Genomic DNA, 13,514 nt, shown 5'->3' with positions numbered 1-13,514 from the left:
CGTCATAGCAGATGAAAGGATACAATCATGAACCGCGTTGTCACACTCACTGCCGCCGCCGCCCTCTCCTCGCTTGCATTTGCCGGCGCCGGCCGGGCCGAAAGCCTTGGAATGAACACCGCCCAGGGCATCGAGCAAACGCTCAGGACCTTCCAGGGCAATGATTTCAACGTCGAGCAGGTCCATAACTGGCGCAATCTCGACGACGAGACGACGGGTCCGCGCTCGGCGCCGGAACGCTCCAGCCAGGCCATTCGCGGCATCCAAGCCTCGATCGACGCCAACAGGTCGCTTGCCCATCGGCTCAACAATGAAGGCGTCGATGTCCGCAACATCGTCAATGCCGAACAGGCGGCCGACGGAAGCCTGACCTTCTACGTCCGCTGAGCTTCCCGCGCATTGCCGACGACAGAGCGTCCCGGCGCGTCCATCCGAAGCGCGGCGCTCGAAGCATGGGCGGCGGTCTCCTCTCCGCCCATGCCGGGGCATTTTCCGGATCAGCGCAGATGGGCATTGAATTTTCCGACGAGATGATAATTTCTCCTCCTGCAACAGGAGGACAGCATGGCCACGGAACCGAAAGCGGTGATCAATATCGCCGATCTCGCGCTCGATCACTGGAAACAGGGTGAATTCTACGAAGGCGCCGACGCCTCGTTCGGCGCACGTCTTGGTCTGGCCGGCCTCGGCATCAGCTATAACGAAGTGCCGTCGGGCAAATCGAGCTGCCCCTTCCACAATCACCATGTCGAAGACGAGCTTTTCTACGTGATCGCGGGCACCGGCGAATACCGTTTCGGCGACGAGCGCCACGCGATCAAGGCCGGCGACGTGCTCGGCGCGCCGGCCGGCGGGCCTGAAACGGCGCACCAGATCATCAATACCGGCATGGCGCCCCTCGTCTATCACGGCATTTCGACGATGGCCAAAACCGAGATCGTCGAATATCCCGATTCCGGCAAGTTTCTCGCCAAAACCAAGAGAGATGGCGCAAGGCCCGGGCGATTCCGCCATATGGGACGCGCGGAAAATCCGCTCGATTACTGGGACGGCGAACCCGGCGCCTGACGGCGCAGCTTCTAAAGGACCTGATGTGACCAATATTCCGACGCTCGAAACGGAGCGGTTGACGCTTCGCCCTCACCACCTCGACGATTTCGAAGCGCATGCGGCGTTGTGGGCGAACGAAGACGTCGTCCGCTTCATCAGCGGCGCACCCTCGACGCGCGAGCAAAGCTGGGCCCGTATGCTGCGCATTGCCGGCATGTGGCATCATATGGGCTTCGGCTTTCTTGCGATCGTCGAGAAAACAAGCGGCCGGTTTATCGGCGAAGCCGGTTTTCTCGAGGCCCGCCGCGAAATGGAGCCGTCAATCGAGGGAACGATGGAGGTCGGCTGGGTGCTGATGCCGGCCGCCCAGGGCCGCGGTTATGCCACCGAGGCGCTGACAGCCCTGATCGGCTGGGCGGAAGTACGTTTTCCCGGAAAGGCAATGAGCTGCATCATCAGCCCCGACAACGCGGCGTCGCTCAGGGTCGCAGCCAAGCTCGGCTTCCGCGAGACGGCGCGCGCGCAGTATAGTGGCGAGATCATTCAGTTTTCGCGGTAGGGAATTTCGCCAAACGGGCAGCGTGGCGCAGAGCGTCCACCGCGCCAACCCGATGCTCCTGGAATGCGGAGTTACGAATGCCCGAGGGCATGCCACCTTCCTTACATCAGTGCTTCCTCAATTTGCGCAATTCTCGCTCCAAGCTGAGGGAACGAATTCTGCCAGTACCGGTAGACATTCAGCAGGTTGCGATATGAGGTAGGCAAGTCGCTTGCCGGCAAATAGCCTCTTTCAAACGCAAAATTCAGCACGTCCTCATAGTAGGTGATTGCATAAATGAATTTCCAGTTGACCTCGGGGTTCGACGTGGCGTTCTCATGGCGCCTGAAATAGGAAAGCGGTGTAGGATGGATGACGAAGTTGCCGAGCTGCGCGAGTTCCACCCAGGCTGACAAATCAATCAGGCCAGGAAAAAGATCGCCTTCCATCTTATACAATCGGAATCGACCATTGCTATCGAATGCATCCTCCTTCCGAAATAAAGCCGTTGTGTACTCTCCAACCAAATTGACGTGATTGAGAGCCGTCAACCGCAAGAAGTCGTCGCCAGAAACGATCTTGAGGCCATCTCCGGAAGCGTTGAAGTGGTTAATGAACCCGGTAGTATGATTTTTTCCGTCAATTAAATAACGAGGAGAAAACGAAAGGCGCGTGTTTTTTTCTTTTGTCGACTCCAGCGCCTCTAGCAGGAACTGTATGCAGAAAGGGTGTAGCACGTCGTCATCGAACAAGAACTTGATGTATTCGCCGCTCGCGATTTCCACCAGTCTGCGCACATTGCTCTCGGGACCGGGATTCGGATTGCGGCTGTATTGGACGAACCCGTCGTAGTTCCGGCAGATCGCCAGGATTTCATCGGTCGGACAATCATCCGACACCAGAATTTCGACATCGGTGAAGCTTTGAGCTAACGCACTTCGCAGGCACAGTTCGAAATAGTCGGCCTTGTATGCGGGAATACAGATCGATACGCGCGGCATCGGACATCCTTGGAATTCAGAAGTTGCGTTCGGGTAAAGCGCAGCCTATTGCGCCCGGCCGGCTTCACACATGAGAAAGATGCTGGCGCAAAGATCGGGATAAACTTGCCCCAGCTGATAGCAACCCTCCAGATATTGGCTGGAAATGATGTCCGTCTGAAGTAAGCGATCCCACTGGAAATTTGCCAGGGCTTTGAAGAAAACGCCGGACCGATGCACCACGTTCAATCCCGCCAACCTTGCATCGCGCTCCAGTGTATCCAGTGAATATGTGATGCGGTGACCATGTTCCGCTTCCGCCTTCGTGATTGCGGAATTGTGGCTTATCAAACCCATTTTAACAGCGATCTGACGGGACGGCGCATTCGCATTCGGGCATACCAGGAAGAGCCTGCCCCCTTCCGATAGCCATTCGTCATTGACGCGCTTCAGCACGCCTACGGGATCGTCCAAATGCTCGAGAACATGTGTCAGCAGGACATTGTCATAGCGCTTGGGGAGCTTCACCTCTTCGAACACATCATTGATAAATGTCAGGCCGTCACCCAGTTCGTTCCTCGCGACGGCTATTGCCTCATCGGAGGCTTCTACGCAGGTGATATCGTCGAAATAAGGAACGATCCTTTTCGTGAAATCGCCCCGGAAACTTCCAAGTTCAAGCAGGCTTCCCGGGCGGAAAAAGGGCATAAAAGACTTCAGCATATAATGATGCATGACGTCAAAATCGAAGTTGTATGCGTAGCGATGATCACTAGCATCCTTGATTTCGCTATTATAATCGCGCTTCTTCTCAGCCATCTTCTACCCCAAATCTCGCTTCATTGTCAGCATTGACTGTTCGCCATCCAGCACCACGAACCCATATCTGCGATAGACAGCGACGGCGGCCGTGTTTTTCGCCTCGACCTCGAGGCGTATCGTTTCAAACCTCTTCTGCCTGGCCAAAGCCATGCTCCGTTCGAGCAACGCTCCCGCTATTCCCCTGCAGCGCCATTCCTCCAACACACTTAGATTCGTAATGAATGCCGATGTCTGTTGGGGATTGTTGCAATATATCGCCAGAAGCCCGATCAACTTACCGTCAGACCATGCCTCAAAGCGCTCGGCATTGAGCAGGATTTTCAGCGCATAAGCGTCGATGTCCACGCGTGCGCGAAGCCCCTCGGTGAAAACAGTTCCGCATCCATTCAAGTGGTAGGCGATGTCGCTTGCCGAAGCGAGGTTGTGGCCCCAATCCGGCGTCATGCAGCGCCTTCCAATATTGCGGCGCCGAATCCATGCCGGCCAAACTGGTTTCCGTTATAGAGGAGGTAAATTGACCCATCCGCCTCAAAGACGTGCGGATAGCACAACATGTCGGAATCCCAGTCGCCGTCCGTTCCTTCAATCCCCAATTCAAGGTCATCGCGTGACCAGTTGATCAGATCGTGCGAATAGGCATGGCCGATTTGATAGCCGCGTTTCCTATTCGTGCGAAAATCCGACGATTGCCGATAGCAGAAGAACATATGATAGCGATCATCGATCCGGATGACGGTCGGCAGAGCTTGGCTCTCGTCGGCCCCAAGCCGATCGGGTATGATCTGCCTGCCTTCCTCCTTCTGCCAGTTGATGCCGTCTGGCGAGGTCGCATGACCAATTTTATAAGTGCGATCCGGAGGCGCGCCCGGGGAGTATTCTTTCCACCCAGTCCCGAAAATGTACCACATGTGAAAGAGGCCATCGATGAACTTCACAAAGCCGTCGCCGACCAGGCACGGCTCCTTCAGAGAGGCCGACAGGACCGGCCCATCGCCGATCCTCTTGAACGACATCCCGCCGTCGTCACTGACGGCAAGCCCGATTGCCGTATCGACCGAGACCGCAACCCTTCGATTCCAGCCGCATGTGTAGCCGTAGATCTTCCCTTCGTGTCGCATCACATTCATCGGGAAGATGCCATGCTCGTCAAAGCAACCGAGTTTGCCGAGTTCAATAACCGGCCTGTCGGAAACGCGAATGGCCCGCTCCAGAGTCTTGTCCATGTCGACGAAAGCGACATGGCTGAGATATTTGCCGTTCACGTCAGTTGCGCGCGTTGAGAAGTAGATTCGTATAAAGTCATCGAAAACGAGCGCTTGGGGCGACTGCGCAAACTCGACACAGCCTGCGGGCAGATGATGCTGCGTGGGATCAAAGATCTTGCCCAGTTTCTTCCATCGCATTTTGGTCATGCGTCACCGAGCTTTCCGTCGAGAACAGCAAGGCCGAAACCATTGCGCCCGACTTGATTGCCGAGATAGGCCATATAGGTCTTGCTATCCAACTCGAAGACATGCGGGTAGCTGACCATCTCATCATCCCAGCCTGTGTCGGACACCGTCAGCCCCGCTTTGCTATCGTCACGTTGCCAGTTGACCAGATCGTTGCTCGAGGCGTAGCCAATCCGGTATCCTTTTTCCTTGCCGCGATAATTCGTGCTGTGGCGATAGCAGAAGAACATGTGGTAGCGCCCACCGGCAAAGATCACATCGGGGCTCGCCTGTGCCTCGTCGGTCTCGACGACAGATTCGATCAGATCTCTGTTCGCTTTCGTCCAGTGCACGCCATCTTCAGAGGTGGCCAGACGGATTTTGTACACAGGCTCCGCACGCCCATCGGCCATGATCCACTTGGAACCAGAGATATAGAACAGGTACCACCGGTCGTTAAAACGCCGAATCTTAGGACCACTGAGGACGAAGGGTTCATCCGGCGAGTATGGCACGACGGGTCCCCTGCCCGCCTTAGAGAAGGTCCGGCCTTCGTCCGTGCTCAAGGCCAATCCTATACCGACGTTGAAAGGCACGGATTCGCATCGCGTCCAGCCGGCATAGTAAGCGCGTATGAGGTCGCCATCCCTCGCTACGGAGATCGGATAGGTACCAAATTGATCAAATTCGCCGAGATCGCCCAATTCCAGGACCGGACGTTCGCTGATCCGCATGATCTTGAACAAGTCAGCCCTGTCCACGTCAATAAAAGCAGAATGCGAGACATATTGCCCGGCCTGATCCGCTGGTGGGCGGCAGGAAAAATATATTCGGACAAAGTCGTCGAAAACCAGCGTTGCAGGCGCTTGAGCAAACTCCTTGAGCCAGGGACGATCAGTCACCTCCTGCGGCGTAAAAACCTTGCCTAATTTCTTCCATTTGAACATTGCGTCACCGATTTATTCTTATTAGACCGCTGAAAGCCGACGCTCGTCTGCACCTAGGATTGGATGAGCTCATACTCGGCGAGGATATTTTTCTGAATCTCTTCCGCCGAGTTGAACATGATGACATCCACAATCGACAGCCAGGGCACGAAATCAGCGCCGAACTGAAAATATTCCACGTACTTCGGCTTGATGAATTTCAGTTCTATGTCACGCGCAGCAAACGCATCTTGTGAGTAAAGTTCCATGCCCCCTATCGCATTCACATAGACCTTCGCGCCCGCTTTGTCGCAAAGTGCCAAAACCTTTTCCTGGGACTTGAGATCGTGATTTATCGCTATTTCAGAGGAGACGGCGAACTCTGTCCCGATTGCAAGGTAGCCGCAGATTTCCCTGATGGAGTTGAAAATATAGGAAAAAAGATTGTTGTCCGGGAAGCTTATCGCCTGCTCGAGCACAGGGAAAGCATTGGAAAAAAATGGCGCGCGTCGATAAGCGCCTTGAAGTTGATTCAGCAGCTTGTTGCGGTCGAAGTCTGGCGACAGGCTGCGTTCGCACACGTCTAAACTATCCGGCGCGGCCTTCAGCGGCAGAGAGAATGTGGCGTCCCGGCCGTCGCGCAACATCCGGTTCCGGTTAATCCAACCCTTTTTTGTGTATTTGATATTGTCGTAGACGATGAATTTATCGACCGCACTGATCAGCTGAAAGTAGCCAATGTAAGGAAAGAAATACGGCTGCATAATAGCCAGTTTCATTTCATCCACCCTAAGAAGCAATGATCGCGCAGACCTTGTCGACGATCTCCATTTCCATATCGGGATAGATGGGAAGGCAGAGCACCTGCTGTGCGGCTTCGGTTGCGACCGGCAGATTCGCAGGCTGCGCGGAAGGCAGGCTGCGGTACATCGAAAAGCTTGAGATCAGCGGATAGAAATAACGGCGCGGATGAATGCCGTTTTCCTTCAGAAGCTCATAGAGCTCATCGCGCGAAATCGGATAGCCAGGGCGTACGAGGATCGGGAAATAAGAGAAGTTGGAGACGGTCTCGCCGGAACGGTTCAGGCATTCTATGCCCGCGACGCCGCGCAGACGCTCGCGGTATGCGGCATCGATGAGCCCACGCCTTTCAAGGGCGAAGTTGATGTACTTCAGCTGCAACAGGCCAAGCGCAGCGTTGAATTCGCTCATCTTGCCGTTCGTGCCTGGCGCCACCACGGTCACTTCATCGACGTAACCGAAGTTCTTCAGCTGGTCGATTCGCGTCTTCGTCTTGACATCAGGGCAGATGATGGCCCCGCCTTCGAATGTGTTGAACACCTTCGTCGCGTGAAAGCTCAGAATAGAAAGGTCGCCATGATTGAGAATGCTTCCCCGCTCGTCTTCCACGCCGAAGGCATGGGCGGCGTCATAGATGACCTTGAGATTATAGAGATCGGCGATCTTCTGGATCGAATCGACGTCGCAAGGGTGGCCGTAGCAATGCACCGGCATGATCGCCGTCGTCTGCTGCGTGATCGCCGCTTCGATCTTCGCCGGATCGAGATTGAGCGTCACCGGATCGATGTCGACGAAGACGGGCTTCAACCCGTTCCACAGAAGCGAATGCGAAGTGGCCACGAAGGAATAAGGCGTGGTGATGACTTCACCCGTGACGCGGAGCGCCTGAAGTGCCGTCAGCAACGCAACGGTGGCGTTCGAAAACAGGCTGATGTGCTTCACGCCGAGATGGTTGCAGAGCTCCTGCTCCAGTTGCTCGTGGAATGGCCCGCCATTGGTCAGGATGCGATTGTTCCAGATCGCTTCCAGCGAAGGAATGAATTCTTCGAGCGGCGGCAGGCTGGGCTTCGTTACATAGATCTTTTCGTTTTTCATGACGCCGTCCAAAGTTAGGCACTATCACGCAGTTGGCCTGACACGACCATTACGGCTTAACCTGTTCCCAAGCTGACCAGCGAAATTGCTGCCAACAGTGTGGCGCAAGCTTCACGTCCAATAGTCGACACCCGAACCAGCCGAATGCTGTTGCGTGAATCACGAAGACGGCGGCCATGCGCGAAGGACAATACCTTGACGATCAATCAGCCCATTTCTTCCCTGCCGGCCGGTCTTCCCGATTTGGCGCTTCTCACGGAGAAAGCGGCCAGCACTGGATCCGTCATTATCTATCAGCCTTATCTCGATCCTTTGCAGCGCAGTCAGCTCGATGCGGCGGCCATGCCGTTCGACATCTCGTTCAATACGCAGGCGACGACCCGCGAATATGAACTTTTCCTCACCCTGCATCAGCATCACGAGGCAATCGGCCTCGGCGAGGACGTGTTCTGGGGGTTGCTTTCGAGCAAATTCGAGATGAAGTCGGTGACGACCTTCCCGTCCTTCGTCACGGAAGCGGAAAAGGCCAGGGCGGAAGGTGCGGACGCCTATCTTTACAATCCGCTGATCGGCCATGCGGCGATCTATAGCAACGTCTGGGAACATTCGCTGCTTGGCGGTCATCCCGGCATGGAGCCGATCTTCCTGCATCTCCAGCAGCTCGGCTATCCGATCGCGCCGCCGCAAGACAAGACCGCCTTCATGTTCTGCAACTATTTCTGCGGCAACAGAAAGTTCTGGTCCGGTTATTTCGCCTTCTGCGAACGCATTCTGGAATCGCTGGAAAACGAAGCGCGTCGTGGCACGCCGGCGGGCACTGCCTATGCCGGTTCGGCACAGTATTCACGCGATGCCAGCGCGAAGATGCGCCCCTTCGTGATCGAGCGCCTGCTCGGGCTCTATGTCCATCAAGCCGCGGCGGCAGGATTGAAGATCGCCGCCTTCGTGCCGGCGCCTGCCGATTTCGAGTGGAAGTTCGGCGTCCGCCTCGGCCGGGTGCTGCATGGTCTCTTCACCGCCAAGGAAGCCTTTCTCAGGAGCCGTGATGAGGCTCTCCTGACAAAGTGGCAGGAAGGCCGCCAACCACTCACCAAGCAGCCGCACCTGATCTGGTTCGCCGATGACCCGCCGGCCTGGATGCCGCGCGGTCAGTTCACGGGCGGCCGCGAACTGACGCGTGCCTATGCTCAGCAGGATCCAGCCTATCCGGGACCGCAGCAGCCGGTGCGGACGGAAAGGCCCGCCATACCGGCCGCGCCGAAAATCGAGCAGCCGCTGTTGCAGCCCTTTGCCGGCGGATGGCAGGCGCACAAGGACCGTCATTGTATCTGGATCGTGACGCCCGAAAACTACAATCACAGCCACGCCTTCGACGAAGTCGCGCTCGGCCTGCAGGGCGCCTTCGAGGAACTCGGCGGTTCGGCACCGATCGTCCGCGACATGAACGCATTTGCCGGCCGGGCGCCAATCATCTACGGCGGCAATCTTCTGGCCCCCGAAATGGTCGGCCTCCTGCCGAAGGACAGCGTTCTCATCAACCTCGAACAGGTGTCTGAAGAAAGCACCTGGATCAATTCACGCTATGTGTCGATCCTGAGGGCGATGCCGGTGCTCGACTACAGCCCGCGCAACCGCGAAAACCTTGCCGCCAAGGGGATTGACCACGCCGGCGTGCTCGAAATCGGCTATAGCCGCTGCCTGAGCCAGATTCAGCAGGCCCCGGTCAAGGATATCGACGTCCTCTTCTACGGCTCGATGAACGAACGCCGCCACCATATCCTGAAGACGCTGAAAGACGGCGGGCTGAAGGTCGCGCATCTCTTCAACATCTATGGTGCGGAACGCGATGCGGCCATTGCCCGCGCCAAGATCGTCATCAACATCCATCATTATGCGAGCGGCGTCTTCGAGATCGTCCGCATTTCCTATCTGCTCGCCAATCGCGTTTGCGTGCTGACGGAAGGCGACATCCGCGATCCGGACCTGCAGCCGTTCATCGGCGGCTTGGCAATCGAGCCCTATGACGACATGATCGAGCGCTGCTTCAAGCTGATCGCAGATGCCGACGAGCGCGATGCCATTGCCGCGAAAGGCCTTGAGGCCATTCGGAGCCGCTCGCAGGCGGAGATGCTGGTGAGCGTTATGAAGGCCGCAGAAAAGGTAAGTCATGCGCATTGAGACCGCGGCCATCGAGGGCATTGTTGCAATCACGCCGCCACGCTTCGGCGATCACCGCGGCTACTTCTCCGAGGTATTCAAGGATGCCTGGTTCCGGGAAAATGTGGCCGACGTCACGTTCGTCCAGGACAATGAATCGCTTTCGGCGCAGGCCGGCACCGTCCGGGGGCTGCATTTCCAGATAGCGCCCTTCGCCCAGGGCAAGCTGGTGCGCTGCCTTGCCGGCCGGATCATGGACGTCGTCGTCGACATCCGCGTGGGATCACCGAGCTACGGCAAATGGCTCTCTCAGGAGCTCTCGCCGGACACCGGCAAGCAGCTCTGGATACCGGCCGGTTTCGCACACGGATTCGCAACGATCGAGCCGAACAGCGTCATCAGCTACAAGGTAACCGCGCCCTACAGCCCGCAGCATGATCGGGGCATCGCGTGGAACGATCCGGCGATCGGCATTCGCTGGCCGTTCGATGAGGGAGACATGGTATCGTCCGACAAGGACAAAACGCTGCCGCGGCTCGCCGATCTGCCAAGCCATTTTTCCTATTCAGCACAGCAACCCCAGGATTGATCGACAATGCGCATACTGGTTACGGGCGGAGCGGGCTTCATCGGATCGGCATTGGTGCGCCATCTCGTCAGCGAGATCGGCGCCGAGGTGCTGAATGTCGACGCGTTGACTTATGCCGGCAACCGGGCCTCGCTGAAATCCGTCGAATCGGCACCGAACTATCAATTCCTGCATGCCGACATCTGCGAGCGCGCCAGGATGCAGGAAGCATTCGCGTCCTTCCGCCCTGATATCGTCATGCATCTCGCGGCCGAGAGCCATGTCGACCGCTCGATCTCGGGTGCGGCCGATTTCATTCAGACCAACATCGTCGGCACATTCAGCCTGCTGGATGCCGCACGGCAGTATTGGGATGGGCTTGACGCTCGCCGCAAGAGCGCCTTCCGCTTTCTGCATGTCTCGACGGACGAGGTCTACGGCTCGCTCGGCGACGAGGGCCTCTTCGAGGAGACGACGCCTTACGATCCGTCCTCGCCCTACTCCGCCTCCAAGGCAGCAAGCGATCATCTGGCGATCGCCTGGCACCGCACCTACGGCCTTCCCGTCGTCGTCTCCAATTGCTCCAACAATTACGGCCCGTTCCATTTCCCGGAAAAGCTCATTCCGCTGATGATCTTGAACGCGCTGGAGGGCAAGCCTCTTCCGGTTTACGGCAATGGCGCGAATGTCCGCGACTGGCTCTATGTGGAAGACCATGCCCGTGCGCTCTTCACGATCGCATCCAGAGGGCGCCCCGGCGAAAAATACAATGTGGGCGGCCGCAATGAACGCAGGAACATCGATGTCGTCCATCGCATCTGCGCTATTCTCGACGGCGTCTACAGCGACAAGGCACCACATGCGCACCTGATCACCAACGTCACTGACCGCCCCGGACACGACGCACGCTACGCGATCGATGCCTCGAAGCTCGAAAGCGAACTCGGCTGGAAGGCGCAAGAGACCTTCGAAACCGGCATCGAGAAGACAGTGCACTGGTACCTGGAAAACGAATGGTGGTGGAGGCCGCTGCGCGAGAACGTCTATTCCGGCGAACGCCTCGGCGTTTTCAAGGAACAATAAGCGATGCGCATAGCCGTCACCGGCAAACAGGGCCAGGTCGTTCAGTCGCTGCTCAGACGCGGCGCCGAAACGGGCGTCGACATCAGCGCGGTCGGGCGCCCGGAAATGGACCTTTCGGATCCTGCAAGCGTCGCAGCCGCCTTCTCGGCTCTGCAGCCGGATGTGATCGTCTCGGCCGCCGCCTATACGGCGGTCGACAAGGCAGAGAGCGAAGCCGAACTTGCTTTTTCCGTCAACGCGACCGGAGCCGGGGCGGTTGCCGAGGCTGCCGCGCGGATCGGCGTCCCGGTGATCCACATTTCGACCGACTACGTCTTCAGCGGCGACAAGGCCTCCGCATATTCCGAAGAGGATGCGACGGCGCCGATCTCCGTCTACGGGCGTTCGAAACTCGCGGGCGAGAAGGCCGTCGCGGCGGCGAACCCCAACCATGTCATCTTGCGCACCGCCTGGGTCTATTCGCCCTTTGGCACCAATTTCCTGAAAACGATGCTGCGGCTTTCCGAGACGCGCAATCATCTTCGCGTCGTCGCCGATCAGACAGGATGCCCGACCTCGGCACTCGACATCGCCGACGCGATTCTTGCGATCGCGACGCGTATCGTCGCGGACCCCGCGCCATGGCTGCGCGGCACCTTTCACCTGACCGGCAGCGGCGAAGCAAGCTGGGCTGATTTCGCCGAAGCGATATTCGCGGCGCTTCTTAAATCCGGTGGCAAAAATGTCGGCGTCGAGCGCATCCCGACGGCGGACTATCCGACACCGGCCAAGCGTCCCGCCAATTCACGCCTCAACGGCGACAAGCTCGCCACAACCTATGGAATCCGGCTCCCGGAGTGGAAGCAGTCCATGACGATCGTCATGCAAGACCTTCTGAACAAAGGTCTTTAAGGAGAAAGCATGAAGGGAATTATTCTCGCCGGCGGCACAGGCACACGTCTGCATCCGATCACGCAAGCCGTCTCGAAACAATTGATGCCGGTCTACGACAAGCCGATGATCTACTATCCGCTGACGACGCTCATGCTCGCCGGCATCAGGGAGCTGCTGATCATCACCACGCCTCACGACGTCGAAGCCTTCAAGCGCCTTCTCGGCGACGGCTCGCAATGGGGAATTTCGCTGACCTATGCCGTGCAGCCGAGCCCGGACGGCCTCGCCCAGGCCTTCATCATCGGCGCCGACTTCGTGCACGGCGATAGCTCGGCGCTCGTTCTCGGCGACAACATCTTCTACGGGCACGGATTGCCGGAAATCATGAAATCCGGCACGAGCCGGCGGGAAGGCGCGACGGTGTTCGCCTATCACGTCACCGATCCGGAACGCTATGGCGTTGTCGGCTTTGACGAAAAGATGAATGCGCTGTCGATCGAGGAGAAGCCGAAGGCGCCAAAATCGAATTGGGCGGTGACCGGCCTTTATTTCTACGACCAGCAGGTGGTCGATATCGCCGCCAACCTCAAGCCGTCACCGCGCGGCGAACTGGAAATCACCGATGTCAACCGCGCCTATCTCGAGCGCGGCCAGCTTTTCGTGGAGCTGATGGGTCGGGGCTATGCCTGGCTCGACACCGGCACACCGGATAGCCTGCACGATGCCGCAGGTTTCGTCAGCACGCTGGAGAAACGCCAGGGCTTCAAGATCGCATGCCCGGAAGAAGTCGCTTGGCGCATGGGTTTCATCTCGCAGGACGACCTCGCCAAGCTGGCAGAGAAGCTCGACAAGAGCGCCTACGGCCAATATCTGACGAAGCTCTCCCCGGTTTGGTGAGCTGTCCGGCCGGCCAGACGCGCTGTCGCTTAGACGTCAAGAGATCGGGGCGAGCAGCCCCTCATCCGCCTGCCGGCACCTTCTCCCGCACGCGGGGCGAAGGAGGATGGCCTCAACCTCTCCGTCCCCCACCACCTCTCGCAGGGCACGTCCCCTCGCCCCGTTTACGGGGAGAGGGTTAGGGTGAGGGGCAACACCCAGGTACAGCCCGGGCAGATCCCTGACAGAATGAACCGGGTTGATGGTTGACAAGTCATAGTGCGTCGGAGGGAGGGCTTCCGATGCCATTTGTGG

At 57.8% G+C, this 13,514-nt stretch carries 15 protein-coding genes; 8 read left to right on the top strand and 7 right to left on the bottom strand.

The genetic code is table 11. The features are described from left to right. Nucleotides 1-27 precede the first annotated feature (27 nt). The 3 genes from EFD56_RS17770 to EFD56_RS17760 all read left to right on the top strand — a co-directional run bounded on the left by EFD56_RS17770 (nucleotide 28) and on the right by EFD56_RS17760 (nucleotide 1,609). Complete coding sequence (locus EFD56_RS17770) at nucleotides 28-387, top strand: hypothetical protein (RefSeq protein ID WP_126905906.1); 360 nt, start codon at nucleotides 28-30, stop codon at nucleotides 385-387. 177 nt (nucleotides 388-564) lie between these two features. Beyond that, nucleotides 565-1,068, top strand: coding sequence for a cupin domain-containing protein (locus tag EFD56_RS17765; protein ID WP_126905905.1), 504 nt, complete (start codon nucleotides 565-567; stop codon nucleotides 1,066-1,068). Between the two features lie 25 nt (nucleotides 1,069-1,093). Further along, nucleotides 1,094-1,609, top strand: a complete 516-nt coding sequence (locus EFD56_RS17760) for a GNAT family N-acetyltransferase (protein ID WP_126905904.1) — start codon at nucleotides 1,094-1,096, stop codon at nucleotides 1,607-1,609. 101 nt (nucleotides 1,610-1,710) lie between these two features. Here the strand turns inward: EFD56_RS17760 and EFD56_RS17755 are convergent, their stop codons facing one another. The 7 genes from EFD56_RS17755 to EFD56_RS17725 are packed head-to-tail and all read right to left on the bottom strand — an operon-like array spanning nucleotide 1,711 to nucleotide 7,642. Next, nucleotides 1,711-2,589: a glycosyltransferase family 2 protein gene (locus tag EFD56_RS17755; protein WP_064834504.1), complete on the bottom strand. Its 879-nt coding sequence runs from the start codon at nucleotides 2,587-2,589 to the stop codon at nucleotides 1,711-1,713. Nucleotides 2,590-2,634: 45 nt separating this feature from the next. Beyond that, nucleotides 2,635-3,387: a class I SAM-dependent methyltransferase gene (locus tag EFD56_RS17750; protein WP_064821780.1), complete on the bottom strand. Its 753-nt coding sequence runs from the start codon at nucleotides 3,385-3,387 to the stop codon at nucleotides 2,635-2,637. 3 nt (nucleotides 3,388-3,390) lie between these two features. Continuing rightward, nucleotides 3,391-3,834, bottom strand: coding sequence for a GNAT family N-acetyltransferase (locus tag EFD56_RS17745; RefSeq protein ID WP_064821779.1), 444 nt, complete (start codon nucleotides 3,832-3,834; stop codon nucleotides 3,391-3,393). Then, nucleotides 3,831-4,802 carry a glycoside hydrolase family protein gene (locus EFD56_RS17740; protein ID WP_064821778.1) on the bottom strand — a complete coding sequence of 324 codons (972 nt, stop codon included), beginning with the start codon at nucleotides 4,800-4,802 and terminating at the stop codon, nucleotides 3,831-3,833. The genes EFD56_RS17745 and EFD56_RS17740 overlap by 4 nt, the downstream gene beginning before the upstream one ends. Beyond that, nucleotides 4,799-5,767, bottom strand: coding sequence for a glycoside hydrolase family protein (locus EFD56_RS17735; protein ID WP_064821777.1), 969 nt, complete (start codon nucleotides 5,765-5,767; stop codon nucleotides 4,799-4,801). The genes EFD56_RS17740 and EFD56_RS17735 overlap by 4 nt, the downstream gene beginning before the upstream one ends. 53 nt (nucleotides 5,768-5,820) lie before the next feature. Further along, nucleotides 5,821-6,525 (bottom strand): WbqC family protein, encoded by a 705-nt coding sequence (locus EFD56_RS17730; protein WP_064823108.1) that lies wholly within the window; start codon nucleotides 6,523-6,525, stop codon nucleotides 5,821-5,823. Between the two features lie 10 nt (nucleotides 6,526-6,535). Further along, nucleotides 6,536-7,642, bottom strand: a complete 1,107-nt coding sequence (locus EFD56_RS17725) for a DegT/DnrJ/EryC1/StrS family aminotransferase (protein WP_064823109.1) — start codon at nucleotides 7,640-7,642, stop codon at nucleotides 6,536-6,538. 195 nt (nucleotides 7,643-7,837) lie between these two features. Between EFD56_RS17725 and EFD56_RS17720 the strand changes: the two genes are divergently transcribed. From EFD56_RS17720 to rfbA, 5 genes are read left to right on the top strand one after another with little or no spacing between them, the layout of a single operon-like run. Next, a complete protein-coding gene (locus EFD56_RS17720; protein ID WP_126905903.1) occupies nucleotides 7,838-9,820 on the top strand; it encodes a CgeB family protein in 1,983 nt (660 codons plus the stop codon). After that, a complete protein-coding gene (rfbC, locus tag EFD56_RS17715) occupies nucleotides 9,810-10,388 on the top strand; it encodes a dTDP-4-dehydrorhamnose 3,5-epimerase (protein ID WP_126905902.1) in 579 nt (192 codons plus the stop codon). Before EFD56_RS17720 ends, rfbC begins: the two co-directional genes overlap by 11 nt. 6 nt (nucleotides 10,389-10,394) lie before the next feature. Then, nucleotides 10,395-11,450 (top strand): dTDP-glucose 4,6-dehydratase, encoded by a 1,056-nt coding sequence (rfbB, locus tag EFD56_RS17710; protein WP_126905901.1) that lies wholly within the window; start codon nucleotides 10,395-10,397, stop codon nucleotides 11,448-11,450. Between the two features lie 3 nt (nucleotides 11,451-11,453). After that, the gene (gene rfbD, locus EFD56_RS17705; protein ID WP_126905900.1) at nucleotides 11,454-12,341 is read left to right on the top strand and encodes a dTDP-4-dehydrorhamnose reductase; all 888 of its coding nucleotides are present in this window, start codon (nucleotides 11,454-11,456) and stop codon (nucleotides 12,339-12,341) included. Nucleotides 12,342-12,350: 9 nt separating this feature from the next. Then, on the top strand, nucleotides 12,351-13,220 hold the full coding sequence (gene rfbA / locus EFD56_RS17700; protein ID WP_126905899.1) for a glucose-1-phosphate thymidylyltransferase RfbA: 870 nt from the start codon (nucleotides 12,351-12,353) through the stop codon (nucleotides 13,218-13,220). Nucleotides 13,221-13,514: the final 294 nt, after the last annotated feature.

This window comes from Rhizobium phaseoli (assembly GCF_003985125.1).
In the GTDB taxonomy this organism is placed as follows: domain Bacteria; phylum Pseudomonadota; class Alphaproteobacteria; order Rhizobiales; family Rhizobiaceae; genus Rhizobium; species Rhizobium phaseoli.
This window is presented reverse-complemented; position numbering and strand designations above follow the sequence as displayed.